Raw genomic sequence first — 25,127 nt, forward strand, 5'->3', positions numbered from 1 at the left:
CGGAGCCGCGCGTGAAGCGACCGTGCGCGCGCTGGGTGTCAGGAAACGTGAGGAAAGGGACTCGGCTTCATGTCTGTCACTGATTCGGAGGCGGCCGGTACCGTCTCCGGCACCGCCGCCGGCACGGCCCCTGCCGCGCTCACCCCCCGGCTTCGGCTGGTACTGGTGCTCTTGCTTGCGGCCCAGTTCATGCTGGCCGTGGACTTCTCCATCTTGAACGTGGCGCTGCCGGTGATCGGTGAGGGCCTGGGCTTCTCCCTATCGCATCTGCAGTGGATCGCCACATCGTTCGCGCTGTGCGCGGCCGGCTTCACCCTGCTGTTCGGCCGCGTCGCGGACCTGTTCGGCCGCCGCCGGCTGTTCCTCGGCGGCCTCGTCGTCCTGGGCGCGGCCTCGCTCGTGGGCGGTCTAGCGCAGAACCCCGAGGTACTGATCGTGGCCCGCGTCTTCCAGGGCCTGGCCACAGCCGCTGTCACCCCGGCCGGACTCTCGTTGCTGACCACCTCGTTCCCGGAGGGCCCGCTGCGTGAGAAGGCGCTGGGCCTCAACGGGGCACTCATGTCAGCCGGATTCACCACCGGTGCCATCCTCGGCGGCCTGCTGACCGACCTGCTGTCGTGGCGCTGGGCGTTCTTCATCAATGTGCCTGTCGCCCTCGCCGTGCTGTTCATCACCCCGACGGTCATCAAGGAGTCGCGCCCCAGCGAGCGCCCCGAGCTGGACCTGCCGGGTGCCGTCACCGTCACGCTCGGTTTGCTGGCCATCGTCTTCGGGCTCACCCAGGCGGGCGAGAAGGGATGGGGCTCGGCGCAGGCCCTGTTGTCGCTGGCCCTGGGTGCTGCCCTGCTTCTGGTGTTCTACGCCGTCGAGCGCAAGGTGTCCGCGCCGCTCGTACCGCTCGGTGTGCTCGGCAAGAGGTCGGTGGCCTGGGGCAACATCGCCGGTCTGATCGCGTTTCTCACCGAGACCTCCCTGGTCTTCCTGCTGACGCTCTACCTCCAGAATGTGCTCGGTTTCTCCCCGCTCGCCGCCGGCCTGTCCTTCGGCGTGCTCGGCACCGGAACGGTCGTCGGCGGCACCATCGCCCCGAAGGTCATCGGGCAGATCGGCAGCAAGTCGACGCTGATCACCGGCGGCATACTGCAGACCGTCTTCACCGCCGCGCTGCTCGGCCTCGGCGACGACCGCTCGTGGATGTGGCTGCTGCTGATCGGCACCTTCGCCGGCGGGGTCGGCAACATGCTCGTCATCGTGGGCTTCATGGTCACCGCCACTTCGGGGCTCGCCGATCACGAACAGGGTCTGGCCACCGGCCTCGCCACCATGACCCAGCAGGTCGGCATCACCATGGGCACGCCGATCATGAGCGCCGTCGCTACCGCCGCCATGACCGGCGCCGGAGCCTCGGCCATTCTCGGCGGTCTGAAGGTCGCCATCGCGGTGAACGCCGCCATCGTGCTCCTCGGCACCCTCACCAGCGCCCTGTTACTGCGCACCCGGTCGAGTGCGCAGTAACGGCGGGCGGTACGAGCCGCCGGCCGCAGCCCAGCCGTTCTCCACCGCCTGGGCCTCGACGGACTCGGTGCCCGCGGTGACCTGGACTGGTCGCGGTGCGCGATCGACTCGGTGAACATGCGGGCCTGGAAAGCCTGATCCGTGCGGATCTGCGCGACGGGACCGTCGGGAATAGCGTGGAGAACAGCGGCACCGGGACAGGAGGGATCTCCCGATGCATTCCTCTGACGAGGGGGGAGTGAAGCAGGGAGATGGCGTCATGCCCTGGAACCTGAACGGCACGTACCTGGAGAGCTGCAACTGCGACGTGGTCTGCCCCTGCACCACCTCGGGCTTCGCCGCGCCGGCCGACCACGAACGCTGCCAGGTGACCTTCGCGTTCCACGTGGACAGCGGGAACGTGGACGGCGTGGACGTCTCCGACCGCAGCGTGGCCCTCTTCATCGACGGGCCCCGGGTGATGGCCGAGGGCGGCTGGCAGGTGGCGCTGTACGTCGACGCTTCGGCCGACGACGGCCAGGCGGAAGCCCTGGGCAAGGTCTTCTCCGGCCAGGCCGGCGGGCCGATGGCAGCGCTCACTCCGCTCATCGGGGAGGTCCTCGGCGTGAAGCGCGTCCCCATCCACTACCGCGACGACGGCCGCCGCCACGCCGCACGGGTGGACGACGCCATCGACATCGAGATCGAGGACCAGGTCGCTCCGCAATTCGGCGACGACGGTCCGGTCATGCGCCTGACCGGCATGTTCCACCCGGCGAACAGCACGCTGACGATCGCCCGCTCCACCCGGGCGACGGGCGACGGCGTGTACGGCCGGTCCTGGGACTTCACCGGAGCCAACGGACACTCGGCACCCTTCACGTGGTCCGCATGACCGGTCGGCCGGTCACCGTCCGCAGGGCGGGCCCCGCCGGGCTGCTGCTGGTCGCAGCAGCCGCCGCCTGGATCTGGGCGGTGACGCGCTCTGCCGGCACGGGAGCGATGCCGGGCACCATGGGCCTGGGCCTGCCCGCCTTCCTGGCCGTGTGGACGCTGATGACGGCGGCGATGATGCTGCCTGCCACGGCGCCCGTCGCCGCACTGTACGCACGCACCATCAGCGCGCACCGCGCGCCCCACATGGTCGTTTTCACGGTCGCCTACCTGCTTGTCTGGGCGGCGGCCGGCCCGCCGGCGTACGCACTGGCCGCCGGCCTGGGCCGGGCGGCGAGCCTCCCCGCCGCGGCGGGGACCGCGGTGGCCACAGCCGTGTTCGCAGTCAGCGGTGTCTACCAGCTCACGCCCCTCAAAGACCGCTGCCTGGCCAAATGCCGATCGCCGATCGGGCTGATGCTGCGCTACGCCTCGTATCCAGGGCCCTCGCGCGATCTGCGTGCCGGGGCCCACCACGGCGCCTTCTGCCTGGGCTGCTGCTGGTCGCTCATGGTGCTGCTGGCAGCGTTCGGTCTGATGAACCTGTGGGCCATGGTGGTCCTGGCCGCCGTGATCACCGCTGAGAAACTCGCTCCGGCCGGCCGCCTGGTGGCCCGTGGCGTGGGGATCGCCTCAATCGCTCTGGCCGTCGCCGTCTTCTGGGTCCCTGCGCTGGCTCCGGGCCTCACCGGTGGCAGTACGGCAGGGATGTGAGACGGCCCGTGCGCCCGGGGGATGGCATGGAGCAGGACCACGACGCCGGCCTGGACCTCGGCGACGGCGTTCGCCGCCGCTGGGGGGTGTCTCTATGTCTTGCGGCTGTTTCCGTGATGACCGGGTTCCCGTCGCCCTGCCTGAACCGCTCGGTCGCCTCCATCCTCAACTTCACCCGCAAGGCCCGCCGTTCGTCGGTCAGTCCGCCCCCTTGCGCATCCCTCAGGCATACCGCAGAGATCATGAGGCGCCAGCCCTGACGACACCACGCTTTGAAGTTCAGTAGTACTCCAGTGTGGTTTCGTAATCCCCCAGCGCGTTGTGGCCGAGCACAGCAATTGGCCGAGTATCCAGGGGAGCCAGGCGGTTTCGGTGCTGGCGCGATCAGCTGGCGGCTGGAAGCTGGCGGGCGAAGCGGCGGACGGCGTCAGTGAAGGCGTCTGGGTCGTCGAAGTTCGCGAGATGTCTTGCTCTGGGGATCAACTCGACCCGAGCGTGGGGATGCGCACGGGCGAAGGCCGCCTCGCCGGCCCGGAAGACGGTGTCCTTTTCGCCGTTGAGAATCAGTACCGGGGCCTCCACAAAACGCATCGCGCCCGCGTCGAAGCGTCCCAGTACCTCGTCCCAGGCTGCGGGCAGGGTATGGAAGGCGTAGCCGGAATGGATGGTTGCCTCCACCACTTCCGGCAGATAGAGCCGCCGCAGCAGCCAGTCGTTCCACTGGGCCAGCCGATCTGCCGGAAGACGAGGGACCAGCTTGGCGACCCATCGGTAGGGCGCTGCCCAGAGGCCGCGGGTGGACGCGCTGGCTCCCGAGAGGATCAGCCCGCGGAGTCTTTCTGGACGACGTCGCGCGAACTCCAGCGAGGCGTATCCGCCGAGCGAGTGCCCGACGACCAGAGCCGGCCCACGGTCGAGCGAGTCCACCGCGGAAGCGATGATCTCGGTCGCGCTGCTCAGGCTCCAGGGTTGAGCCGAGCGCTTCCCATGGCCGGGCAGGTCGACGGCGGCTACCGGGAATTCGTCCCGGAGTGCAGCAAGCTGGACGCTCCACTGTTCCGCGCTGAAGCGCGTCCCGTGAACGAAGACGATGCCCACCGCATCCGCTGCCGTCATCAGTTCCCCCGGGGTTCTGCCGTCCGGCCGACTCTACCGGCGCGGTCTCGACCAAGATCAAGGGATGTGCTGGAAGGTGTTCTGGCCCAGTTTGCCTATCATCCGGTCGGACGCCTCGGTATCGGCTGCGTCCCATCCGGGTGACGCCGGACGGCTCGGGTGTTCGCGGCCCCGCTCGTTTTCTTCTGCCTGCCCGCGCACGGGGGTGACGGGCGCCTGCGATGTCGTCCGCGGCCGGGCGGCTGGCGCTTACTGGCCGGGGTGGACCGCCTCAACGCCAGTGCCCGCGTACGCCTTCGGCGTCAGGGTGAGCAGGTACCGGCCGGTGGGGTGGGCGGGGGAGGGACGGGCGGCGTGGATGGCGTGGACGGCGGCGAAGGAGTGCCCGAAGCGCAGCAGTTCGGTGGCGGTGACCGCGGCGTCGGTGTCGAACGCCTCGATCCTGATGTACCGCAGCCCCTTGATGTAGCCGAGCAGGCCGGGCCGCTCGGCGTCGCCGGCCGTCAGCGACAGCACCGGCGCGTACAGATCACCGAGTCCGCCGGAGGCCTGGACGTAGAACGCGGCGACCGCCTCGTTGTACGGATCCTTCGGGTCGAACAGCGCCGCGGCGGTTGTGTGGTCCAGGACGACCGCGATCGCCGCCACTACGCGGCCGCCCGCGGACCGTGCGCGGCGGCCCCCAGGCGCTCCAGCAGCGCCCGGGCCTTCGCCTCCGCCTCCGGGCTCGGCGCGCTGCCGAGGGCGGATGCGAGCTCGGCGCGGGCCAGCTCGGCACGCTCGGCGTACTCGGCCTGGGTCGGGGTGCTCCGCGCGAGGTCCTCCACCAGGCTGCGGATGGTGGTGCCGTGCTCGGCCGCCAACTGGGCGAGCCGGTCCCGCGCGGCCGTGCTCACCTTGATGCTCGTCTCGTCTGCTGCCATATATCTCACTCTACCGCGTTCCTCTACCGCTGGTAGAGGAACGCGGCGGGACGGCGACCTGCTTGGCAGCCATGCCCATGCCCGGAAAGCCGCCCTCACAGAGCCAGCAAGCCGTGCGCCGTCCGGGCTGGGCGCCCAGGAGCGCGGCCAGGGCCAGGCCTTCGCCGGCGGCGTGTACGAGGAGCGCGGCCATCACGGCGATCGAGGTGGTCAGGGCGAGGGCTGCTTCTTCGACGAAGCGGTGTACGGCGAGTCCTGCTGCCGCGCCGATGCCGCCTGCACGTTCCCGCCTGCACGGGCAGCCGGTGCGGCCGAGGGCGCCCATGAGGGCGAACGAGGCGAGCGCGGTGAACGGCACCGCCCACGGCGGCATGCCGGCTCGGCGGCCTCGTCCCACGCGTCGGGCAGCAGGTCGAGGACGGCGATGACCAGCAGGATCCCGGACGCGGCGGCCGGCACGAGCACGGTAGGGCCTGGTGCTCGCCGCGCCGCCCAGGCTCCTGCCACCGTGGCCGGAGCCACCAGCGATGCGGCCACCAGCGACGCGGCGGGAGGCAGCTGCCCGGCCGAATTGCCGGCGGGGTGCGTGCCGGCCGCTTCCAAGGCGCACAGCATGGTTTCTGCCTGGTCAGCGGCGGGCGGCGGCCTGGCGCACCGGCGCCGGCCCGGACGTAGTCACCGGCCCTGGGGTCAGCGGCGGTAGCAGTAGGAGTCGGAGGAGGCGTCACCGCCCTGCAGGCGTGTCTGGTGCACGCGCAGGCCGGCGAAGTCCTCGCCGTGGGGGAAGAAGCGGCCGTCCACCGACAGCCCGCCGCGTGAGGTATCGGCGTCCAGCTTGACCATCCACGGCTCGATGCCCGCGGGGTAGAACTGCTCGTCCCAGGCGGCGTACAGCGAGTTGGTCAGGTAGACGCGCTGCCCGTCGCGGCTGACCTCGACCATCTGGGCCCCGCCAGTCAGAGGCACGTCGGGCGCGGCGGGGTGCGGCCGGCGGGCGGTGATGCCGCCGAGCCGCACGGCCGCGGTCCGCCTGGGTTGCCGCGGGTCGCTGACGTCGTACTGGATGAGGTCGCCGGTGCCCCACGCCGAGACGTACAGCCACCGGTCGTCCACCGAGAGGTCGATGTCGGTGATCAGCGGGGGCACGGCGCCGAACGGCTTGAGTGCCGGGGGCAGGTCCTCGGTCGGGGCGGGCTCGGCGGGGAGGGTGATCACCTCGGTGACGTGGAAGTCCTCGCCGTCGCGGTGCCAACGCCACACCGAGGCCGACAGGTCCTCGACGTCGACGACGGTGTTGGTGAATCCCCAGGTGGCCTCGGGGTCGTGCGCGGGACGCAGTTCCAGCACCATCTGGTGGGCGTCGCCCAGGTCGACCTGTTGCAGGTGCCGGCCGGTGTCGAGTTCCCAGAAGTGCAGGCAGTGGCCGTAGCGGCGCTCCAGCAGCAGGTCGGGGACGACACCGTCCTCGATCATGGAAGGGGTTCCCCACTCGCTGGTCACGGCGATGTTCTGGGCCAGGTGCCACCAGATGTCGTAGGCGAGGTACTGCGGCCCGCGCTCGCTTTCCCAGCCGCGCAGCACGTCGAAGCTCTCGTGGTCCAGCAACGCCACCCCGCCGGGGCCGTCCGCGCCGTCCGCGCCGCCCAGGCAGGACAGGAAGACGCCCTCGGGGCCGCAGTGCAGGGTGTGGGGGCGCGAGTAGCCCGCTTTGGCGGCCAGTTCGCCGGGCTCGACCGTCTTGACCAGGCGGGGGCGCGCGGGATCGGGGACGGTGTCGAAGACGTGCAGCCTGGAGGAGCGCAGTCCGGGGACGATGAGATAGCGGCGCGCGGCGTGGTGGTGGCCGGCATGGGCCAGCGCGCTCGAGCAGGCGTTCCAGCCAAAGTGGTGCAGTTCGTTGCCCACGCCGGGCACCTCGGCGTGGGCGACGACCCGGCCGTACGCCGCGGAGCCGGGGTCGGTGCCGACGGTGAACAGCGCGTCCGGGCGCGCTCCGGCCGGGTCGAACCCGACGACGTAGGCGAGTTCCTCCCCAGGCGCGGCGACGGCGTCCGCCGGGGTGCGGTACAGGGTCGGATCCTGATGGCCGTCGTCGTCGTGCGGGTGCTCGGTCGTCGTCATCGTGTGTTCCTCACTCGGCGAACACAGGGCCAGGGACCGGGTGCGCCCCGTCACGGACGGGCCGGCTCTCTCGTCCGCCGTCGACGTGCGGTGAAGGACGGATATGCCACTGTTTCCGAGCGTTTCACAGTCCCCGGGGCTCTGCCACGGCGCCCGCCCGCGACAGCGCTGCCGGCCACCGAAGACCAGGGTCGATGATCCGGGTGCCGGCGCACTCCTGGTGTCGACGCGGCCGCCGGCGGTCCTGCTCGGTGGCGTACGCCAGCGGGCGGTGGCGGAAGATCTTGAAGCGGCCGCGAGCTTCCCCCCGTCTACCCTGGTGGGTGGGTTGCGGCCCCTGCGCGCGGTCCCCCTGCCGCTCGGTCTCACTCACGACCAGCGGCTCCAGCCTGCTGTCACCCACAACCGACAGCAGACCGAAGCCAACCGACACCCGTCAGGCACACCCGCGAACCGGTGCGCAAAACGACTCACGTCGTGCTCGACGAACTCACAACCAGATCACTGGCCGGCTTGCAGCGCGGCGAGGAGTCTGGATCGCAGGAGCTGCACGGCTGGGGAGTGTTGACCTCGGCGGATGATGAGTCCGAGCCGGGCGTGCGTGGTGGCGTCGGTGAGCGGGATGCTCCGCAGACTGGCGCCTTGTGCGGAGGACGCGCTGAGGACGGCAACGCCCGCGCCGCGTTCAGCGAGGCGGAGCAGGGCGACCGGAGAACTGGCGGCGATGTCCACGCGTGGGCTGAGACCGATCCTGCGGCAGGAGTCCTCGTAGGCGGCGCGGATGCCGGTGCCTGGGGAGAGGCAGAGAATCCTCTCGCCCCGTAGGTCGCCGAGGCTCAGTTCCGGCCGGTCGAGGGGGTGCCCGGCAGGGACGGCTGCGGTGATGGGCTCGTCGATGACGATGCTCTCCTCCAGGCCAGGGGCGACGCCGCTCGCGTAACCGATCAGGGCGAGGTCGAGAGAGCCGGCAAGGACCTGGGCCTGGAGCTCGTCGGAGTAGCCCTCGTGAAGGTTGACCTCGATGCCGGGGTGGGTGTGGCCGAGGTCGGCGATGATGTCGAGGAAGGCCGGGATCGAGCACCCCATGATCATGCCGAGACGGACACGGCCGCGGACGGCATCGGCGAACTCGGCGGCGGCGTGCTTGATGGCCTCGAGAGTGGCGAGGACGTTTTTCGCAAGAGGGAGAACGGCCTCGCCGGCCGTGGTGAGGCGGATGTGACGGCCGGAGCGGTCGAGCAGTTGTTGGCCCAGTTCCAGCTCCAACTTGGCCACTTGGGTGCTGATGCCCGACTGGCTGACGTGCAGGCGATGGGCGGCAGCGGTGAACGTGCCCTCGTCCACGATCGCGGCGAAGTAGCGCAGCTGGTGCATCTCCATATCCAACGATGATAGGTGCTATCTGATCCATCTGTTGGACGGATGGGTCAGATGATTGAAGGATGGAGGCATGACGACGAGGGCTGCGCGAGAGCTTGCCGAGACCTACTTCACCGCCTGGGAGGCGGGCGACTTCGATACCTTGCGGGGGGTGCTGGCCGAGAATGTCGACTTCGTCGGAGCGCTGGGAACGGCGTCGGGGGTGGAGGAGGCGCTCGCTGGGCTGAAGGGGCTTGGTCAGGTGCTGGAGAAGATCGACGTGAAGGTGCGGGTGGCGGAAGGTGGTGAAGTGATTACCTGGTTTGACCTGTGCACAAGCGTTGCGCCACCTACCCCGACGGCGAACTGGATGCAGGTGGAGGACGGGAAGGTCACCCGGATCCGGGTGACCTTCGACCCCCGGGCACTCCTGGCGGGATTCGAGGCGCAGAACTGACCGAGGAAGACCCGGGCGCCACGTTGATCAAAACTCGACATGTGCCCCTGCCTCGATCTTTCTTGATGGTCCGCCGACGGAGTCGGCGGACCATCTTGTTGCGGGTGGCGGAGGCTGGGCAGGCTGAGGGCCCGAGTGTCGTCTCGGGGTGGCGCCGGGTTCCACTGCTCCGGGTGTTGAGGTGCTGTCGTAGGGACGGGGAATTCGCTGGTCAGCCGGGGTTCGGCAGGAGCGACTCCGGCGCGATCAGCCTGTCGGGAATCGCGAAGGAACCCGGGCTGAACCGTCGAACGGTCCGAAAGCACCTGTCCGGGCAAGCCCCGGTGGCGCCGCCGCGGCGGGCGGCCAACGGCCGGCCGCGGAAGCGGGTCGTTGACGAGGTCGCCCCGCTGATCGACGCGATGCTGCAGGCAGAGATCACGATCAAGGGCGTTGCCATTCACGAACGGCTGGCCCAGGAGAACGGATTCACCGGTAAGGAGATGAACGCCTCCCGGTCCTTGCGCCCGGCGGCCGGCCGGCGGACCCGGATCTCGGTGCCGTCGATGATCCCGGTCTTCCCACTGGCACCGAGGTGGTCGACGAGTTCCCCACCACACGACCGTGACCAACGATCAGGAGCTCGACGCCTCACCGCCTACCGTGCAAGAGCTCGTTAGCAGCGCAGTAACTGGCCTGCATCTCGGCCCTATTCGAGGCTAGTGGACACCGTTCAGGCTCCGCCCGGTTCAGGCGTGATGGAGGCTCTGCGGGAAGTCCAAGAGGTGGTCGGGGTCGTAGTCCTGAGCGATGGAGCGAAGGCGGCGGAGGTTGGGGCCGTAGTAGGCGGTGGGCCAGTCGGGAAGGTCGGGGTCGATGTAGTTGACGTATCCACCACCGATACCCAGGGCGCCGAGTCCAGCGACGATCTCGGCGACATTGCGGGTGACGTCGGGTTCGGAGGCTGTGGTGGCGGAGGCGTAGATCTGGGCGGTTGCGAAGGCGTCGCGGTGCGGGAAGGCGGTCTGGGCGGTGACGGTGTCTGCGACCGCGCCGCCGAGCGGATCGATGATGAGGCTGGTGCCGGGCCGGCCGGTGAGCAGGCGCGTCACGGCCTGGGGGTCGAAGGTTGGAGTGCTGAGGATGCGGGAGGAGGCGACGAACGACTCGCGAAGGGGCTTGCCGGCGAAGAAGCGCATGCCGTTGAAATAGTCACGGTCCTGGATGTTGCGGCGGGTGGGCACGACGCCCGCGCGGAGTATCAGGTCGTCGAGTAGCGGGTAGCAGGCGGCGCTGGGGCCGACGAAGCAGCCGGCTACCCGACAACTGGGCGGGTTGCCGCCGGAAATGTTGAGGTTGGCCCACATTTCCCTGGAGGCACCGGCGATCCAGGGCTGCCAGGCGGTGAGGATCTCAGTCACCTTGCCCGCGGGGAAGGTGAGGACGAAGACCGTCAGAGCGGGGGCAGGGTCGGTGGCGAAGGTGAAGCGGGTGACGATGGCGAGGTTGCCGCCGCCGCCACCACGCAGGGCCCAGAAGAGATCGGGGGTAGCGGCCGCCGTGGCCGTTAGGATGCGGCCGTCGGTAGTGACGGCCTCCGCGGCAGTCAGATGGTCGCAGGTCAGGCCGAATTTGCGTTGCAGGACCCCGATGCCGCCGCCTAGGGTGACGCCGGCGATGCCGACGGTGAAGCACGATCCTGCGGGCAGGCAGCGGTTGGCCTGCCCCACGACGCTGTAGACAGTCCGCAGCGGTGCGCCAGCCCCGATCGTCACGCTGCCGTCCTCGGCGGCGTCGACCTGGGACATCCGGCGCAGGTCGATGACCAGGCCGTCGTGCGGCGCCGAATAACCGACGTAGGAGTGGCCGCCGCTACGCGCCGCCAGCGGCACCCGGCCGCCCGCGGCCACCACGGCCTCCGCTACATCCGCCGCGGACGCGCACTGCGCCACCGCGGCCGGAACTTGGTCGTCGTGCAGCGGGTTGAAACTTTTGCGGGCGTCGTCGAATCCGACATCGTCCGGCCGGAGTAACGTCCCTTCGAGCCGCCCGCGGAGGCCCTCCCAGTCCACCGCCGCCGGGTCGTAACTCCCGGCGAGTGCCCCGTCCCAAGACGAGGTCTCTGCGCCAGTCGGAGCCGAGGAACCGGCCCGCGGCGCATGGAACACGGAGTCCCGCGCCATGGTCACCATCTCCGCTGCGAAGGAATCAAAACGCCGCGACGCGACGGACGTCATCGACACCCGGAGCGTCGGAAAGCGGTGCCCCAAATCATGCGGACTATTTAACGCTAGTACGGAGTAATCGCCCGCTCCACCGGAGGGAATGCCCCACCGCGACGGGTGGTCGGCAGCGGCCCCCGCCGCAACGTGTGCAGGTGGGAGCCCTCTCTCGCGCAGCCCACCGCTATCGAAAGTGCATGTCCTCGCGCCGCAGGCCCGCAGCGCCTCCAGGCCCAGCAGCGGCACGATGAACCGGGTCCGCGCCTTGCGGCACGCCAGGAACATCCAACGGAACCGCGCGCGTCTTCCGGACCGGCGCTCCTGCCGCACCGATAGGATCGTCGGCATGGAGCCGTTGAGTGTCCAGCGGGTCAGGGTTCTCGCTGACTACTACGGGCTGTGCCTCCAGGATGCCGATGACGCGTGGCTTCCTGCGATGTTCCCGGAGGACTTCACGGCCGGGGACTTCGGTACGGAACGGCCCGGGCGGATCGATTTGACGACGGCAGCGCACACGCAGCACGTTGTGGTCACCGCGGAGGTCTGGGAACACGAGCCTCCGCTGCTTGAGGGCTCCTGGGACAAAACGGCGGCGGCGCGGATCGAGTGTCGGTCCGGTGTGTTGAAGCTGTGGTCGATGGGCGGGCCCGGCCTGGAGGACCTCACGCTGCCGTCCGCTCCGGCGACGTGGAATGCTCGGATCTTTCGTACGGGGCGTCAGGAAGCCGCCGCGGCGAGCAGGGACGGCGTGCCCGACGGGGTGGAGCAGTACGTGGTGCAGTTCTGGCCGGTGAAGAAAGCAGGGTGAGCCCGTTTGGGCTCACCCTGTTTGGTGCTTGTGCTCAGTCGGTGATCTGGACGAGGTAGCCGTCGTCTGGGCCGTCGAGGAGTCGGGACTTCGAGAGGAACTGGCTCCGGAGGTTGCCGGCGTTCCCGTTCTGGGCCGCAGCAGGCACTGCCACGCTTCTCGGGGATCAGCTGGGTTCCGCGGACATCGCCGGGCGCGATGACGATCGCCTCCGGCACACCGTCGGACAGAGCGTAGACAGGTGCGTAGATGCCGCGTGCCTCCGTCTCGCGCGGATCGATCTCGTCCCACATCCGCCACGGCCGGCCCCAGGGTTCCGGGTCCACGGCGAACGTCCCTGCCTCCATGAGCACCGGAAGCTGGACGCCATTTCCGTAACTCTGACGGGCGTGGACCGGAAGGGAGACCTGGGAAAGCGGGGCAGTCAGCTGGGCCCCGCACCTCGCACAGACGAAAACGAACAACAACCCTCCGCGTGGGAAACAGCTGCATCATGGCAGCTAGGCGACGGTCAGCCAACGCATTTTCTCGTCCCTCGTGGCACGGCGCTCGGCATCGTCGGGGAGCATCAACGTCACGCCACGTAGGGCAGTAGACGACGCATCCGTCAGCTCACTACGACCCACCACAAGATCGATTATTGGACAGTGCCAGGGCCCGCCGCCGCTGAAGGCCGCCCGGCCGCCGAGGGCCCGCCAACTGCGACCGGGCATCATGTCTGCCATGATCCCGAACGACCGGCACGCGCCCGAGGCACTCCCGCAACATCCGGACGTCACCGAGGCGATCGTCCGGGAGCGACGCCTCCACGACCCCTCCGTCCGGCTCTCCAGCCCCCTCGCCGAAGCCCTCTTCGACCCCGACTTCATCGAGGTTGGCGCCTCCGGGCGGCGGTGGACGCACGCGGAGATGGTCGCCGCCCTGCCCACGCTCCACGGCGGCGCCGAGAACAGCACCCCCATCACCGCAGAGCACTTCGAGGGCACGGTCCTCGCCTCCGGGATCGTCCACCTCACCTACGAGACCCGCATCGAGGACCGATACGCCCGCCGTTCGTCGATCTGGCGCCGCGACGCCGCCGGGGAGTTCCGGCTCTACTACCACCAGGCCACGCCGGTGCCGGACGGGACGGCCCGGCCGTAGGGTCCGTCGTGGGGGCCTGTCTGCCCCTTCCCGTCGGGCCCGGCCCGCCCGGCCTGATCCGACGCGAATTGTCAGATGGACATCGACAGAGACCTGCACGTCTCGCACACCGAGGACCGCCCGGGAGCCCGGCGCCGACGCGACCGGACCACCCCGGGAGGTCTGCTGCGCTCGCTGCGGTCCGGCGAACTGCGGGGGTGGTGGGGCGGTCGCGTGATCCGAGCAGGAGCTGGTCGTCCGGCCGCTCCGGACGCTGAAGGCACATCGCGAGCTGGGCGAACGATGCGGAACCGGACACTGAGCAAGATCGGCACACAGCTGTTGCGTCTGCGCCACGACTCGACACAGAGCTCACAGGACCGGGCGACACTGGACCTGGCCCAACCGGGTCGCGGAGGAGATGTCGCAGATCAGGGACCACGTCGGTGATCAGCGCGAGCTGATGGCCTGGCTGGATCGGTAGCCCGGCCTGCCGCGGCTGGTGACCCGCCTGTACGTCTTCACGGGCCTCCTCGACAGGTACAGCGCGATGCCCGCGGTCGTGACCGCGCTGCGTGGGTACCGGGAGCGGACACTGTGTCCGCCGGGCCTGGAGCCCCACTTGGTGCCTGCCACCGATGACAACACGCTCGCGAGCATTGCTTTCAAGGGCGGGAAACTGCTCCGCGAGGAGCGGACCCGGGAGGCCGTCGAACGGGCCCTGGCCACTCGGCATGGCTGCAGCAGAGCGCGCCGCGCGCGGGAACTCACTCCTGAGGTCGGCGACCTGAATGAGCTGATGGGGCAGGCTTGACAGGATACCCGGGCGGCAGCACCCGACATCTGAACACGACTGTCGATGGGGCGGTAAACAGCATGACGGTGAAACTGAACGCGAGGGCGTTCAACCACGCAAAGAAACTGACCGAAGCAGGCCGGATCGTCCTGGACGACCGGGACGAGTGGAGCGAGCACCAGCCTTCGGCAGCGGACGAGAATGCCTACCTCGAGGAGCACGGATTCAACGAGTACGCCAGGTGGTACCTGGGCGTCGATGACGAGATGGGAGAGGAGACCAAGGGCCGGTACAAGTTCCCCTACGGCGATTTCGAGCGCGTCCACCGCTGCGGTGTGCTCGCTGCCGAGGTACGCGCCGGACAGCAGAAATACGCGGACATCGAGAACGCCACGGCGCACCTGCACGGACTGCTGGACGGCAGGCGAGCCGGGAACCGGTGACAGCACCGGGGGTGCACCCTCACCCGCTCACCCGGCCCCCGGCCCCCGGCGACGCGTCGTCCAGTGGGGGACTGGGCGGCAGTGACTGTGTCGGCGAAGGCTGTGGACGACCAGCTGATCGACGCTGCCGAGCGCGTAGAGAAGCGTGTCGTAGCCGACGCCGCCGCCGTCGGCGTCGGCCACGGCGACGACCTGGCGCTTCGGGGGCGACGGCGGTGACACGGGCCAGGCGCAGTCGTATCCCCGTGCTCGCGAAGACGTTGTTGAGCTGGGGAGCCTCGCCCTGCCCGGCCGCGAGCTGGTGCAGCCGCAGCCGCTGGGCGAACGTTGACCACGGTGATCTCGGTGTCCGCCGGGGACAGTCGGCGGGCCAGGGTCCCGGCCGCGTAGGCCCCGGCGTAGGCGGTGCCGAGGAGGTCAGGGCGGTCAAGGAGCCAGAGCATACCCGGCATGGCACCGGGCCCACGGACTGTCCGAATCGGCTGCCCGATCGAGCCTGCGCCGTAGGTCAGCGCTGTCGACAGCCCGGGCAACCCGCACGTATGTCCTGGCGCAGGAGGGCGTGCCGCCGGCCCCCACGCCATGGCTCGCCACGGCGGCGGCTCTGTACGCGGTCGCCCTGGCGGTGTGTGCGGCGGCTCTGGTCGTCTGGCCGGGCCAGCCGGGCTAGAGGGCGCCCTCGTAGTCGGGGGCGGGTTCGGGCCAGTCCACCTTCACCACGATCTTGCCCCGGGTGCGCCCCTCCTGGTTCAGCCGCTGCGCTTCCGCCGCCCGCTCCAGCGGGAACGTCTGCGACACGTGCACGGACACCACGCCCTCCTCGGCCAGTTCGGACAGCCGTGTCAGGTCGTCGGTGTCGGGGCGGACGAAGTAGTACAGGCCGCCGTAGCTGACCACCTCCGGGTCGGCGATGGAGACCAGGCGGCCCTCCGGCGTCAGCAGGTCCGCCGAGGTCTTCATGGTCTGGCCGCCGATCGTGTCCAACGCCGCGTCCACGCCCGCGGGCGCGAGCGCCTGGACCCGTTCGGCCAGCCCCTCGCCGTACGTCACCGGTTCGGCGCCGAGCGAGCGCACGTACTCGTGGTTGTACTCGCTCGCCGTACCGATGACCCGAGCGCCCAGGTGCGCGGCGAGCTGGACGGCGATCGAGCCGACCCCGCCCGCGGCCGCGTGCACGAGCACGGTCTCGCCCGCCTTGACCTTCATCACCTTGGTCAGCGCCTGGATGGCGGTGAGCCCGGCGAGCGGCAGCCCGGCCGCCTCCTCGAAGGGCAGGTTGCGCGGCTTGCGGGCCAGCGTGCGCACGGGGGCGGCCACGTACTCGGCGAAGGTGCCCCGGGAGAGGAAGTCCTCGCGCACGTAGCCGATGACCTCGTCGCCGACGGCGAACTCCGTGACCGAGGGGCCCGGCTGCACCACCACCCCGGAGACGTCCCAGCCCGTGACCACCGGGAAGACGGCGTCGAGGACGCTGTCCAGATGGCCCTCGCGGCACTTCCAGTCGACGGGGTTCACCGCCGCGGCCCGCACCTTCACCAAAACCGTGTCGGGTCCGACCTTGGGATCGCGGACCTCGCCGTACTCCAGCACCTCCGGGCCGCCGTACCGGCTGTAGCTGATCGCCTTCATGGCCTCGACCTCCGGAGTATGCGAACGCCACGCAAGCCAGATGCCCCGGTATGAGCTGTATGCGTGGCGGCCTTTCACCAGTCAACACCTCGTACCCCTGAAGGTGAGCACCTGACCCCGCTTCGCCAGGGACACGCCTCCCACGACGTGGCTGTGTGGTTGTGCGGGACACCTCGGATCACCTTTCGAGTCGCCCCCGCAGGCGCGGGGAGCACGCAAGATCGTCTTTGCCATGGAGGCAGCGGTTTCATCCCTGGGCAGCAAGGAGCAGACGGGGGACGCACCTGGCCTGCCCCTTGTACGCGACTGCTCGCTCAAACGGGGGGACGAGTCAGCGCCACGGGACCCCTGTGTCCGTCATAACGTGCCGACCGTCGTGGCTGGCTCTGGTCCACGGGCTTGCCGGCGTCGTCGTCGGTGCGGACGGCGATGTTCTGCGCGAAGGTGTCTCCGGCCGTCGCCGTGAGGCGCCCGACACCCACCAGGGCGTTGCGCACGGCGGTCAGGCTGTCCGCCGCCTGCGGCAGCCGGCCCGCCTCCCGCTCCAGGCGGGCCGGGGTGTGCCGGGCCGAGGCCCGGTCCCATTCCGTCTCCTGAAGCCGAGTTCCTCGAAGTCCCGTGCGAGCCCGCTCAGCGCAGCCGTGGCCAGGGTGCGGGGCGCCTGGGGGCGGCGAAGCCTGCTCTGGTCCATGAAGACGGGCCGGGCGAGGGCTCTGGGGGTGTCGCGGGCAGCGGTGGGGTCAGGCGGCAGCGGGCAGGGCCCGCAGCGCCTCCCCGATGAGGGCGATGCCCTCCTCGATCTCGTGGGCGGCGCTCGCCGCGTAGCCGAGGACCAGGCCGGGCGGGCCGGGGGTGAGGCGGTGCCAGGACAGGGGGTGGGCCTTCACACCCCGGGCGAGCGCGGCCGCGGCGAGGTCGGTGTCGCGGACGCGGCTGCCGGGCTCGTCGGTGAAGGTGACCATGAGGTGCAGTCCGGCGGCCGCCCCGTGGACGCGGGCGCCGGGCAGGTGTGCCTCGACGGCCCGCAGCATCACGTCCCGGCGTCTGCGGTGGCGGCGCCGGACGTGGCGCAGGTGCCGTTCGAGCTCGCCCGAGTCCATGAGCCGGGCCAGGACCAATTGGGTGAGGATGCCGTTGCCGAGGTCGGCGTACCGCTTGGCGGTGACCAGGGCGTCGCGCAGGTGCGGCGGGACCAGGAGCCAGCCGACCCGCAGTGCCGGGGCGAGCAGTTTGGAGACGCTGCCCGCGTAGCAGACCCCGTCGGGCAGCAGCGAGCGCAGTGCCGGTACGGGGGGCCGGTCGTAGCGGTGCTCGGCGTCGTAGTCGTCCTCGATCACGACGCCGCCCTCGGCCGCCCAGCGCAGCAGCTCGCGCCGGCGTTGCCCGTCGAGGACCACGCCGGTGGGGAACTGGTGCGCCGGGGTCATCAGCACGGCCCTGGCCCCGCAGACCCGCAGCGCGTCGACGTCCAGGCCGCCGGCGTCCACGGGGACGGGGACGGTCGTGTGGCCACCGTGCTCCAGCTGCTGGCGCGCGCCGAGCGAGCCGGGGTCCTCGACGGCGACGCGGTCGACGCCGTCGGCACGCAGCAGTTGCCCGAGCAGCCCCAGGGCCTGCGCCACACCGGCGACCACCACGACCTCGTCCGGGTCGGCGAGGATGCCGCGGTTGCGGGCCAGCCAGCCGACGACGGCCCGCCGCAGCGCGGGCGCGCCCTGGGGGCTGCCGTAGCCGAAGTCGGCCGGGGTGACGGCGGCGAGGACGGCACGTTCGGCGCGCAGCCAGGCGGTCCGGGGAAAGGCGGCGAGGTCGGGCACGCCCGGGGAGAGGTCGATCCGGCAGGACAAGCCGCGCAGGGCGTCGACGACGCCGTCGCGGTGGGGGAAGGCGAAGAAGGCGTCGGAAACGGGGGTGGGGGTGCGAGGGCAGGAGGCCCGATGCTCGGCGGCGGGGGGTGACGAGAATGAGGGGCGGCCGGATGCCGAGGAGGCTGCGGGCGGTGCTGAGGGAGACGCCGGGGGCGCCGGGGCGGCGACGACCACCGTACCGCCTCTGCCCCGGCCGGCGATCTGGCCCGACTCGGACAGCCGACGGTAGGCCTCGGTGACCACGCCCCGGGTGACGCGGAGCTCCTCGGCGAGCACGCGGCTGGCGGGGAGCCGCGTCCCGACCGGCAGCCGGCCGTCGGCGATGGCCGACCGCAGCCGGTCGGCGAGCCAGGCGGTCCGCCCGCCCGGGGGCGCGTCGGCGATGTCGAGCTGGAGGAAGTCGGAGCCGAGGCAGGCGCCGGGCCGAGACGGACGGCCGTCGGCCGCGCCGCCGGCCCCGGAAGCCGCACCGGCCGATCTCACCGGTGCGTCCGTTGCGGCGGTTTTGGACCCCGCAACCGACGACTCTCTGGACCTGCCCATGGCGTCCATTGTGCGGCCAGGGTGGAGCCATGGACACCCCTTCCGCATCCTTCGCGCCCCTGGTCCCCGGCATGGTCGGGATGGCGCTGGTCGGCAGCAGCGTCAGCGTGTCGCACGCGCTCGTCGACGCGCCGCTGTTCACCGCCCAGGCCGTGCGCTACGCGGCCGCGACCGCGATCCTGCTGCTCCTCGCCCGGCTCGCCGATACCCGCCCGGTCCGGCCGCGCGGCCGGGAGTGGCTGTGGCTGGCGGGGCTCGCGGTGACGGGGCTGGTGCTGTTCAACGTGGCCGTGGTGCGGGGGGCCGCGCACGCGGAGCCCGCGGTGATCGCGGTCGCGGTGGCGTCGGTGCCGGTGATCCTCGGGGTCCTGGGCCCGCTGCTGGAACGGCGCGCTCCGAGCCGGCAGGTGTTGCTGGCGGCGCCCGTGGTGGTGGCGGGCGCGGTCCTGGTGCAGGGCACGGGCCGTACGGATGCGGCCGGGGTGGCCTGGGCAGCCCTGGCCCTGGGCTGCGAGGCGGCGTTCACGCTGCTGGCGGTACCGGTGCTCGGCCGGCACACGCCGTGGGGGGTGTCGGTGCACGCGTCGTGGCTGGGCGCGGTGCTGTTGGCCGTCCTGGGCGTGACATGCGAAGGCCCCACGGCGGCGGGGGAGTTGACGGGGGCGCAGTGGGCGGCCGTGGGCTACCTGGCGCTGCTGGTCACGGCGGTCGCCTTCGTGCTCTGGTACTCGACCGTACGCACCGTCGGCGCCGGCCGCGCCGGCCTCCTCGCGGGCATCGCCCCGCTCGCGGCGGCGGCGGTCGGCACGGCGACGGGCACGGGAGTGCCGGGATCCTCGGTGTGGCTGGGGATCGCGGTGGTAATCGGGGGGCTGATCGGGGGGCTGCGGGCGTCTCGGGCTCACGGCGCAGCCGCCTCCGTGGACGCCGCGCCCCGGACAGCACCCTCGCCCACGTCGACGCACTCCAGGTAGGCACAGGTCCGACGGCCGACCGGAACTCTCGTGCCACGGTTGCGCGCCGGCGTCCGGCCGTCGAGCAACATGTGTCCGACGTCGGCGACGCCCCGGACAGGCGTCACCGATGGGTCTTTGCACCTGTGGCTGGCCGAGCGCACGCCGGCGCGGCGGTTCGAGGACCACCGGCTGTCGGACGACGTGCGCCACACCTCGCCGCCCAGACCCAGAGCCGGTCGGCGGACGACCCGGTGGCCGTCGCGGCGGCCTTCCCCGGAGGAGCCGCCACCCGCCACTTCGCAGCGCCCCGGCCGTGTTCCGCTTCAAGATCACCGAGCCGGCTACGAGGACCTCAGCGGTGAGCAGATCCGCGGGACGATCGATGCGGCGCCGAGTGCCCGGGACCGTTTCCGGATCGCGCTGCTGGCGTGTACCGGGCTGAGGATCGGCGAGGCCCTGGGACTGCACCGGGGCGACATGCCACCAGCACCCCACCCGCCGGGGCAGTCTCCGCTGATTCCCGACGAAGATCCCGCCGGCCACGCCCCCGGCCAACTGCGTCGTCTCCGCCCGCTCTTGGAACCACTGCGCGCGTGGTGGGATCAACCCGACCTGATGCGGCCAACGCGCCTTCACCCGTGCGGCCGAGTGGAAGTGGATGTGTGTGGGGGGGTGCCCCTATGTCTTTGGTCAAGCTGGTCGGGTGTGGGTTCGGGGCGTCTGGAACGATGTGTCCGTGCATGCTGATGATCAGGTTGGCGAGGGTGTCCCCGCGGAGCTCGCGGCGTTCCTGCGGGAGGCGGTCCACGGCCGTCCGGCGAAGATCGCTGCTTCCGTCTGCGAGGGGTGCGGCGGTCGGGTGTTCTTCGTGCTGGTCAACGCGTCCGGCGCGGAACGAAGGTGTTCGGGCTGCGACAGCCGTGCGTTCATCGCGGACAGCGAGGAGTACTGGAACGAGGAGTCCTGGGAGGACGACGAGCCCGGTGCAGCCGGGCTGCCCGTGCGGGAGCGAGGAGTTCGAGGCCGCGGTCGCGTTCTCGCTCGGCACCGGCGGATCCGTCCGCTGGGTGACCGTAGGCCTGCGGTGCATCAAGGATGGATTCTGCGGCGTCTATGCCGACTGGAAGATCGACTACGAACCGACGGATCACCTCCTGACCATGGTCTAGGTCTGCGGAGCGAGAGCCCGAACGGGCTGCGGTTCGTAGAAGGTTCCGTCGCGGAGCATCGCGAAGAGGACGTCGGCCCGGCGTCTGGCTAAGCAGAGCAGAGCCTGGGTGTGGTGCTTTCCCTGGGCGATCTTCCTGTCGTAGTAGGCACGCGATGCCGGATCGCCCAGGGCGGCGAATGCGGAGAGGAAGAAAGCCCTCTTGAGCTGCTTGTTTCCTCTCCGGGACGGCTGTTCGCCGCGGATTGAGGAGCCCGAGTTCCGGGTGGCCGGGGCGAGACCGGCATAGGCGGCCAGGTGGCCGGCGGTCGGGAAGGTGCTGCCGTCGCCGACCTCGATCAAGATGCGGGCTCCGGTCCTGACGCCGACTCCCGGCATGGACGTCAGGACTTTGGAAAGAGGATGAGCCTCCAGGAGTTCCTCGATCCGCCCAGCCAACAGTTTGCGCTGGTCAAGGACGGCCGTCAGCGAGCTGGCCAGGCGCGGGACGATCAGCGCGGCCGCCTCCGTGCCTGGAACGGTGACGGTCTGCTCGTCCAGCGCGGCGAAGATGTCCTCGACTAGCCGCTCGGCCAACCGCGGGGCCTTCGGCCGTAACAGGGTGACCAGCCGCCGCCGTCCGGCCTTGCGGATCTGGGCCGGCGACCCGAACCGTTCCAGCAGCGTGAGGACGGCCGGGTGCTGCAACCGCGGCCCCAACACCCGCTCCAGTGACGGATGGATCTGCGTCAGCAGGCCATGGAGCCGGTTGGCGACTCGGGTCGCTTCCCCGGCCAGATCGTCGTCGAAGCCGACGACCATCTCCAGCTCGGCGATCGTCTCGTCCTCGCCGTCGATCGCCCGCAGCGTGTGGCTCATCGCCCGGGCCGCGTCCGCGATGATGAACGCGTCCCGCGCGTCGGTCTTGGCCTCGCCGGGGTAGAGGTCGGCGATCCGCCGCATCGTCAGGCCCGGAAGGTAGGCGACCGGACAGCCCATGTCCCTGGCGACCGTCAGCGGCAGGGCGCCGATTGAGGCCGGCTGGTCGACCACGACCAACACGGTTCCGTGCTTGGCCTGGAGTTTCGCGAAGAGCTCGCGGAGCTTGGGTTCGGTGTTGGGCAGGCGCTTGTCGAACGCCTTCTTCCCGGCCGGTGTGACGGCGGTGGCGTGGTGTTCGCCTTTGCCGACGTCCAGGCCGAGGAAGACGTCGATGTCGCCGGTGTCGATCACGTGCAGGCCCCTCCATCACGCTTTCGGCCGGCCTTGCCAGGGCACCGAGCTGCCACATCCACGTTACGGAGAGCTCTTCCGGCTCGGGTGAAGCCGGTGCTCAAGCCCCTCATCAGCGGTCCGTCGATGCCTCCGGGCCCGGTGACACCACCCCCCGGATCATGAACAACAAGGGGGGAAGCCATGCCGGACTCGAAGGCCGGTAGCCCCATTGCGGAGCCACGAAAAAGGTAACGGGGGGGGCCGGGAGGCGGTGGGGCGCTGGAGGTCCTCGGTCACGGGTTGTTCCGTCGCCGACGCCTGTCTGGCCTGCGTCTTCTACGTTGTGGGCGCCTGCGTGTCTTGCGTTGTGGGCGGGTTGGGCTGGAGGGGTAGTGCTGTTGGGGGTGTTTTGTTCGGTGCGGTTGTGTGTGAGTGGTTGGTCGGTGGTGCTGGTGGCATTGGTGGTGCCTGCGGTGAGTGGTGTCTGGTGTGGTGGGGAGTGGAGTTGTTCGTGGGGGCGGCGGTGTTCGGTTTCCTGGCCGGGGTCGGGAAGTGTTCGGGGCTCTATGGGCGGGTCCGCCGAGCCGGGGTCGGTGTCCCGCGGTCGCCTTGGAGGGGGCTGGGGGTGGTGGCGTGGGCGTGTGTCCGGGTTGGTCTCTGCCTCGTCTGTTTCGGGTGGAGCGTGCCTGGTCGGGAGGTCTGGTTTTCCGGGTTTTCGCGTGATGCGACCCACGAGAGGCAGGTCACGTCCTAAGGGGGGTCGTAGAGCCGTAGGGCGGTTTGACGCGCAGAAAAGCCCCACAATGACCGAATTGGGTAGTTTCTACGTCTTTGGGTAGTAGGTCATGTTCTTGCTTTCCGTTTTCGTGGTCGCTAACCATGTCTGTCGTCGCCGCAAGCAGCGGGTCGGGCCGGGCACAGATCGCCGGGGCCGTCCTTGTTTGCCGCGTTGTGCGGGGCCTCGCCCCGACGCCCGACAGGCCGCGACCGGATGATCCGGCCGGCGCCTCAAAGACGTCCTCCAGGAGACCCCCTTGACCGCGATCACCGCTGCGTCCCGCCTTGCCCGTCTGCGCAACCTGGCCGTCACCGGCCTGGTCACCACCGGCGCCGCGGCCGCGGCCCTGACGCTGATGCCGGCCACCGCCCACGCCGCCCAGGCCCCCCAGGCCGCTCCCGCCCTCGCCTCCAAGGCCGCCGCTCCCGCCGGTGCCAAGGGTGGCGCGAACAATCTCGACGGCTGGATCAAGCAGTCTCTGGCCATCATGAAGGCCAAGGGCATCCCGGGCACCTATGAGGGCCTGCACCGCAACATCATGCGCGAGTCCGGCGGCAACCCCAACGCCCAGAACAACTACGACGTCAACGCCAAGAACGGCACCCCTTCCAAGGGTCTGCTCCAGGTCATCGACCCCACGTTCAAGGCGTTCCACGTCGCCGGCACCGCCAACAGCTCCACCGACCCGGTCGCCAACATCACCGCCGCCGCCAATTACGCCGCCCACCGCTACGGTTCCATCGACAACGTCAACTCCGCGTACTGAGCCACCCGGCGTTCGTCACCCGTTTGCACTTCAGTTCCGCGTACAGCATCTCCGGCTTAGTTCCGCGTACAGCGTCTCCGGCAGTTCGCCGCCTGTGGGGTGTGTCCGGGTCGGCGGGAACCTCGTCGCCGGCCCTCGCGCCGAAGGTGGCTTCAGGCCCCTGGCCGGGACGAAGGTGAGGGTTGCTGTCACGGTCACTGCCAGCTTTCCGGCGCCCGGGTTCCCTTAAGACGTCATTTCTTATGGTTCAGGTGAGGGCTTGAGTGGCCTGGGGAAAGCCCAGCTGGTCGAGCAGCGTGCTGAAGAGGTCTTCTGCGAAGGTCTCGTGTGAGCGAAGCAGCTCTTCAATCCTGGCTGTCTCCGGCGTGACGGGGACGCCAGCAGCTGCGGCCCAGGCAACGGCGCCCTCGGCGTCGGTGGGTATCTCGGCGTCGAGTTCGGCGCGCTTATGTCTGACGGCTTCGTGGAACTCTGGCGTGTCCAGCCACAGGAGTTGATCTTCGAGGTCTTCGGGCTCCTCGGCGAGAAGCCTGGCGGCGATGTCCAGGTTGAGCCACGCCTGCCAGCGCTGTCCGGTGGTGTCCAGCCCGGTCACGAGAGCGAGGGAACTGTCGGAGACGTCGGCGACGCAGGCCGGTGCACTGCTCCACTCCACCAGGGCGGGCAGGTCCGCGTCGTCCCATGTCCCGGAATCGATCTGGAGCGTCTGCCAGCCGCCCGACCGTGACTCCCATGTGTGCACGGTTGCCTTGAGTTCTTCGTCGAGGCTGTCGAAGACGGGAGCTTCCAGCAGGGGGCGGTTGCTGCGAGCGAAGACCAGGTGACCCGAGAATCCCATGGCAGTTCCTCCTTCGAGATGGTGAGCGCACCTTATGGGCTGCCGGTGACAACGCGAGCCTGGTCAGCGTCTGCGCGGTGGGCCAGGCTCATCTGCTGAGACGGCGATACCCGATGAGGGCTGCGGCGATGGCAACGAACGCGAGGAAGTGCTCGGCTTTGCGTTCGTAGCGGCGGTGCAAGCGGCGGCAGCCGGCCAGCCAGGACACGGTTCTCTCGACCACCCAGCGGTGGCGGCCCAGCCGCTGGGAGGACTCGTGCCCCTTGCGAGCGATGCGGTGGCGGATACCGCGCCCGCGAAGCCAGCGACGGAGGTGGTCGTAGTCGTAACCCTTGTCGGCGTGCAGTTTCTTGGGCCGGCGGCGCCGGGGCCCACGGCGGGACCGGACGGGCGGGATGCCGCGCACGAGGGGCTCCAGGCCCTGGCTGTCGTGCATGTTCGCGCCGGAGACATCCAGGGACGGCGGCAGCCCGTTCCTGTCCGTGATTAGGTGGATCTTCGATCCCAACTTGCCGCGATCGGTCGGATTCGGTCCCGTCAGTGGCCCCCCTTTGCGGCCCGCAGGCTCACGGAATCGATCGCGCACCGCGACCAGTCCAGCTCGCCTCGCACTCCGAGTTCGTCGAGGATCACGCGGTGGAGCCTCGCCCAGACCCGGTCGCGGTTCCACTGGGCGAACCTTCGGTAGACCGTCTGCCAGCTCGGGCCGAACACCGGTGGAAGCTGCCGCCATGTGCAGCCCGACGTCGCCACGAAGATGATCGCTGCCAGGGCCTCACGGTCACCTGCTCGGCGCCGGCCCCCACCCTGTGGGCCTATCACTTCCGTCGGCGGCACCACTCGGCGAAACAGCACCCACAGCTGGTCCGGCACCAGCCGCTCAACGAGATCCGTCATGCA

23 protein-coding genes and 4 pseudogenes are annotated in these 25,127 nt (G+C 70.2%); 13 read left to right on the plus strand and 14 right to left on the minus strand.

Going from position 1 to position 25,127, the window contains the following annotated elements; genetic code table 11:
* Nucleotides 1–69: 69 nt before the first annotated feature.
* The 4 genes and pseudogenes from ABZ920_RS00860 (at nt 70) to ABZ920_RS00875 (ending at nt 3,141) form a co-directional block, all read left to right on the plus strand.
* Nucleotides 70–1,515: an MFS transporter gene (locus ABZ920_RS00860; RefSeq protein ID WP_361497039.1), complete on the plus strand. Its 1,446-nt coding sequence runs from the start codon at nt 70–72 to the stop codon at nt 1,513–1,515.
* A gap of 33 nt (nt 1,516–1,548) precedes the next feature.
* Nucleotides 1,549–1,647 (plus strand): annotated as a pseudogene (locus tag ABZ920_RS00865) (IS5/IS1182 family transposase); the annotation flags it as partial.
* Nucleotides 1,648–1,774: 127 nt separating this feature from the next.
* Complete coding sequence (locus ABZ920_RS00870) at nt 1,775–2,389, plus strand: DUF1326 domain-containing protein (protein WP_361497042.1); 615 nt, start codon at nt 1,775–1,777, stop codon at nt 2,387–2,389.
* Nucleotides 2,386–3,141, plus strand: a complete 756-nt coding sequence (locus ABZ920_RS00875) for a DUF2182 domain-containing protein (RefSeq protein WP_361497045.1) — start codon at nt 2,386–2,388, stop codon at nt 3,139–3,141. The genes ABZ920_RS00870 and ABZ920_RS00875 overlap by 4 nt, the downstream gene beginning before the upstream one ends.
* A 384-nt stretch (nt 3,142–3,525) precedes the next feature.
* Here ABZ920_RS00875 and ABZ920_RS00880 read toward each other — a convergent pair whose 3' ends face one another.
* The 6 genes from ABZ920_RS00880 to ABZ920_RS00905 all read right to left on the minus strand — a co-directional run bounded on the left by ABZ920_RS00880 (nt 3,526) and on the right by ABZ920_RS00905 (nt 8,681).
* Nucleotides 3,526–4,257: an alpha/beta hydrolase gene (locus tag ABZ920_RS00880; protein ID WP_361497048.1), complete on the minus strand. Its 732-nt coding sequence runs from the start codon at nt 4,255–4,257 to the stop codon at nt 3,526–3,528.
* A gap of 249 nt (nt 4,258–4,506) precedes the next feature.
* The gene (locus ABZ920_RS00885) at nt 4,507–4,905 is read right to left on the minus strand and encodes a hypothetical protein (protein WP_361497051.1); all 399 of its coding nucleotides are present in this window, start codon (nt 4,903–4,905) and stop codon (nt 4,507–4,509) included.
* Nucleotides 4,905–5,180: a hypothetical protein gene (locus ABZ920_RS00890; RefSeq protein ID WP_361497054.1), complete on the minus strand. Its 276-nt coding sequence runs from the start codon at nt 5,178–5,180 to the stop codon at nt 4,905–4,907. The genes ABZ920_RS00885 and ABZ920_RS00890 overlap by 1 nt, the downstream gene beginning before the upstream one ends.
* Nucleotides 5,181–5,190: 10 nt before the next feature.
* Nucleotides 5,191–5,553: a hypothetical protein gene (locus tag ABZ920_RS00895; protein ID WP_361497057.1), complete on the minus strand. Its 363-nt coding sequence runs from the start codon at nt 5,551–5,553 to the stop codon at nt 5,191–5,193.
* A gap of 317 nt (nt 5,554–5,870) precedes the next feature.
* Nucleotides 5,871–7,301 carry a selenium-binding protein SBP56-related protein gene (locus ABZ920_RS00900; protein ID WP_361497060.1) on the minus strand — a complete coding sequence of 477 codons (1,431 nt, stop codon included), beginning with the start codon at nt 7,299–7,301 and terminating at the stop codon, nt 5,871–5,873.
* Between the two features lie 501 nt (nt 7,302–7,802).
* On the minus strand, nt 7,803–8,681 hold the full coding sequence (locus ABZ920_RS00905; RefSeq protein WP_361497063.1) for a LysR family transcriptional regulator: 879 nt from the start codon (nt 8,679–8,681) through the stop codon (nt 7,803–7,805).
* Nucleotides 8,682–8,751: 70 nt separating this feature from the next.
* On the opposite strand from ABZ920_RS00905, the gene ABZ920_RS00910 reads away from it, so the two are divergent.
* Both ABZ920_RS00910 and ABZ920_RS00915 read left to right on the plus strand, forming a co-directional pair.
* Nucleotides 8,752–9,117: a nuclear transport factor 2 family protein gene (locus ABZ920_RS00910; RefSeq protein WP_361497066.1), complete on the plus strand. Its 366-nt coding sequence runs from the start codon at nt 8,752–8,754 to the stop codon at nt 9,115–9,117.
* Between the two features lie 176 nt (nt 9,118–9,293).
* A pseudogene (locus ABZ920_RS00915) lies at nt 9,294–9,593 on the plus strand (hypothetical protein); the annotation flags it as partial.
* 252 nt (nt 9,594–9,845) lie between these two features.
* On the opposite strand, the gene ABZ920_RS00920 reads toward ABZ920_RS00915, so the two are convergent.
* Nucleotides 9,846–11,333: an FAD-binding oxidoreductase gene (locus ABZ920_RS00920; RefSeq protein WP_361497069.1), complete on the minus strand. Its 1,488-nt coding sequence runs from the start codon at nt 11,331–11,333 to the stop codon at nt 9,846–9,848.
* A 331-nt stretch (nt 11,334–11,664) separates the two neighbouring features.
* Between ABZ920_RS00920 and ABZ920_RS00925 the strand changes: the two genes are divergently transcribed.
* A complete protein-coding gene (locus tag ABZ920_RS00925; protein ID WP_361497072.1) occupies nt 11,665–12,126 on the plus strand; it encodes a hypothetical protein in 462 nt (153 codons plus the stop codon).
* 137 nt (nt 12,127–12,263) lie between these two features.
* On the opposite strand, the pseudogene ABZ920_RS00930 reads toward ABZ920_RS00925, so the two are convergent.
* Nucleotides 12,264–12,590: pseudogene (locus ABZ920_RS00930) on the minus strand (hypothetical protein); the annotation flags it as partial.
* 259 nt (nt 12,591–12,849) lie between these two features.
* On the opposite strand from ABZ920_RS00930, the gene ABZ920_RS00935 reads away from it, so the two are divergent.
* The 3 genes from ABZ920_RS00935 (at nt 12,850) to ABZ920_RS00945 (ending at nt 14,487) form a co-directional block, all read left to right on the plus strand.
* Nucleotides 12,850–13,269 (plus strand): DUF4440 domain-containing protein, encoded by a 420-nt coding sequence (locus tag ABZ920_RS00935; protein WP_361497075.1) that lies wholly within the window; start codon nt 12,850–12,852, stop codon nt 13,267–13,269.
* A gap of 481 nt (nt 13,270–13,750) precedes the next feature.
* Nucleotides 13,751–14,062: a hypothetical protein gene (locus tag ABZ920_RS00940; protein ID WP_361497078.1), complete on the plus strand. Its 312-nt coding sequence runs from the start codon at nt 13,751–13,753 to the stop codon at nt 14,060–14,062.
* 62 nt (nt 14,063–14,124) lie between these two features.
* On the plus strand, nt 14,125–14,487 hold the full coding sequence (locus tag ABZ920_RS00945; RefSeq protein WP_361497081.1) for a hypothetical protein: 363 nt from the start codon (nt 14,125–14,127) through the stop codon (nt 14,485–14,487).
* Between the two features lie 123 nt (nt 14,488–14,610).
* Here the strand turns inward: ABZ920_RS00945 and ABZ920_RS00950 are convergent.
* The 3 genes and pseudogenes from ABZ920_RS00950 to ABZ920_RS00960 all read right to left on the minus strand — a co-directional run.
* Nucleotides 14,611–14,930 (minus strand): annotated as a pseudogene (locus ABZ920_RS00950) (oxidoreductase); the annotation flags it as partial.
* Nucleotides 14,931–15,153: 223 nt separating this feature from the next.
* A complete protein-coding gene (locus tag ABZ920_RS00955) occupies nt 15,154–16,116 on the minus strand; it encodes an NADP-dependent oxidoreductase (protein ID WP_361497084.1) in 963 nt (320 codons plus the stop codon).
* Nucleotides 16,117–16,856: 740 nt separating this feature from the next.
* Nucleotides 16,857–18,536 carry a PLP-dependent aminotransferase family protein gene (locus tag ABZ920_RS00960; protein ID WP_361497088.1) on the minus strand — a complete coding sequence of 560 codons (1,680 nt, stop codon included), beginning with the start codon at nt 18,534–18,536 and terminating at the stop codon, nt 16,857–16,859.
* A 20-nt stretch (nt 18,537–18,556) separates the two neighbouring features.
* On the opposite strand from ABZ920_RS00960, the gene ABZ920_RS00965 reads away from it, so the two are divergent.
* Nucleotides 18,557–19,501, plus strand: a complete 945-nt coding sequence (locus tag ABZ920_RS00965) for an EamA family transporter (protein ID WP_361497091.1) — start codon at nt 18,557–18,559, stop codon at nt 19,499–19,501.
* A gap of 965 nt (nt 19,502–20,466) precedes the next feature.
* On the plus strand, nt 20,467–20,652 hold the full coding sequence (locus ABZ920_RS00970; RefSeq protein ID WP_361497094.1) for a hypothetical protein: 186 nt from the start codon (nt 20,467–20,469) through the stop codon (nt 20,650–20,652).
* Here ABZ920_RS00970 and ABZ920_RS00975 read toward each other — a convergent pair.
* Entirely contained in the window at nt 20,649–21,860 is a 1,212-nt protein-coding gene (locus ABZ920_RS00975; RefSeq protein ID WP_361497592.1) for an IS110 family transposase, read from the minus strand. The genes ABZ920_RS00970 and ABZ920_RS00975 overlap by 4 nt on opposite strands.
* A 1,019-nt stretch (nt 21,861–22,879) precedes the next feature.
* Here ABZ920_RS00975 and ABZ920_RS00980 point away from each other — a divergent pair.
* Nucleotides 22,880–23,389, plus strand: a complete 510-nt coding sequence (locus tag ABZ920_RS00980; protein ID WP_361497097.1) for a transglycosylase SLT domain-containing protein — start codon at nt 22,880–22,882, stop codon at nt 23,387–23,389.
* Nucleotides 23,390–23,636: 247 nt separating this feature from the next.
* On the opposite strand, the gene ABZ920_RS00985 is transcribed toward ABZ920_RS00980, so the two are convergent.
* Together ABZ920_RS00985 and ABZ920_RS00990 are read right to left on the minus strand one after the other, a co-directional pair.
* Complete coding sequence (locus ABZ920_RS00985; protein ID WP_361497100.1) at nt 23,637–24,227, minus strand: hypothetical protein; 591 nt, start codon at nt 24,225–24,227, stop codon at nt 23,637–23,639.
* An 88-nt stretch (nt 24,228–24,315) separates the two neighbouring features.
* A protein-coding gene (locus ABZ920_RS00990) for an IS5 family transposase (protein ID WP_361497103.1) occupies nt 24,316–25,124 on the minus strand; the annotation gives its coding sequence in 2 pieces (ribosomal slippage) (nt 24,316–24,774 and nt 24,777–25,124; 807 coding nt in all).
* Nucleotides 25,125–25,127 lie beyond the last annotated feature (3 nt).

It is taken from the genome of Streptomyces sp. NPDC046831 (genome assembly GCF_040645305.1).
Taxonomy (GTDB): domain Bacteria; phylum Actinomycetota; class Actinomycetes; order Streptomycetales; family Streptomycetaceae; genus Streptomyces.

Excerpts from the sequence above, each read along its gene's own strand:
- ABZ920_RS00905 (WP_361497063.1), bottom strand. The coding sequence starts at position 8,681 with ATGGAGATGCACCAGCTGCGCTACTTCGCCGCGATCGTGGACGAGGGC.
- ABZ920_RS00910 (WP_361497066.1), top strand. The coding sequence starts at position 8,752 with ATGACGACGAGGGCTGCGCGAGAGCTTGCCGAGACCTACTTCACCGCC.
- ABZ920_RS00895 (WP_361497057.1), bottom strand. The coding sequence starts at position 5,553 with ATGCCGCCGTGGGCGGTGCCGTTCACCGCGCTCGCCTCGTTCGCCCTC.
- ABZ920_RS00955 (WP_361497084.1), bottom strand. The coding sequence starts at position 16,116 with ATGAAGGCGATCAGCTACAGCCGGTACGGCGGCCCGGAGGTGCTGGAG.
- ABZ920_RS00925 (WP_361497072.1), top strand. The coding sequence starts at position 11,665 with ATGGAGCCGTTGAGTGTCCAGCGGGTCAGGGTTCTCGCTGACTACTAC.
- ABZ920_RS00945 (WP_361497081.1), top strand. The coding sequence starts at position 14,125 with ATGACGGTGAAACTGAACGCGAGGGCGTTCAACCACGCAAAGAAACTG.
- ABZ920_RS00960 (WP_361497088.1), bottom strand. The coding sequence starts at position 18,536 with ATGGACGCCATGGGCAGGTCCAGAGAGTCGTCGGTTGCGGGGTCCAAA.
- ABZ920_RS00935 (WP_361497075.1), top strand. The coding sequence starts at position 12,850 with ATGATCCCGAACGACCGGCACGCGCCCGAGGCACTCCCGCAACATCCG.
- ABZ920_RS00875 (WP_361497045.1), top strand. The coding sequence starts at position 2,386 with ATGACCGGTCGGCCGGTCACCGTCCGCAGGGCGGGCCCCGCCGGGCTG.
- ABZ920_RS00965 (WP_361497091.1), top strand. The coding sequence starts at position 18,557 with ATGGACACCCCTTCCGCATCCTTCGCGCCCCTGGTCCCCGGCATGGTC.
- ABZ920_RS00920 (WP_361497069.1), bottom strand. The coding sequence starts at position 11,333 with ATGACGTCCGTCGCGTCGCGGCGTTTTGATTCCTTCGCAGCGGAGATG.
- ABZ920_RS00870 (WP_361497042.1), top strand. The coding sequence starts at position 1,775 with ATGCCCTGGAACCTGAACGGCACGTACCTGGAGAGCTGCAACTGCGAC.
- ABZ920_RS00985 (WP_361497100.1), bottom strand. The coding sequence starts at position 24,227 with ATGGGATTCTCGGGTCACCTGGTCTTCGCTCGCAGCAACCGCCCCCTG.
- ABZ920_RS00900 (WP_361497060.1), bottom strand. The coding sequence starts at position 7,301 with ATGACGACGACCGAGCACCCGCACGACGACGACGGCCATCAGGATCCG.
- ABZ920_RS00890 (WP_361497054.1), bottom strand. The coding sequence starts at position 5,180 with ATGGCAGCAGACGAGACGAGCATCAAGGTGAGCACGGCCGCGCGGGAC.
- ABZ920_RS00860 (WP_361497039.1), top strand. The coding sequence starts at position 70 with ATGTCTGTCACTGATTCGGAGGCGGCCGGTACCGTCTCCGGCACCGCC.
- ABZ920_RS00880 (WP_361497048.1), bottom strand. The coding sequence starts at position 4,257 with ATGACGGCAGCGGATGCGGTGGGCATCGTCTTCGTTCACGGGACGCGC.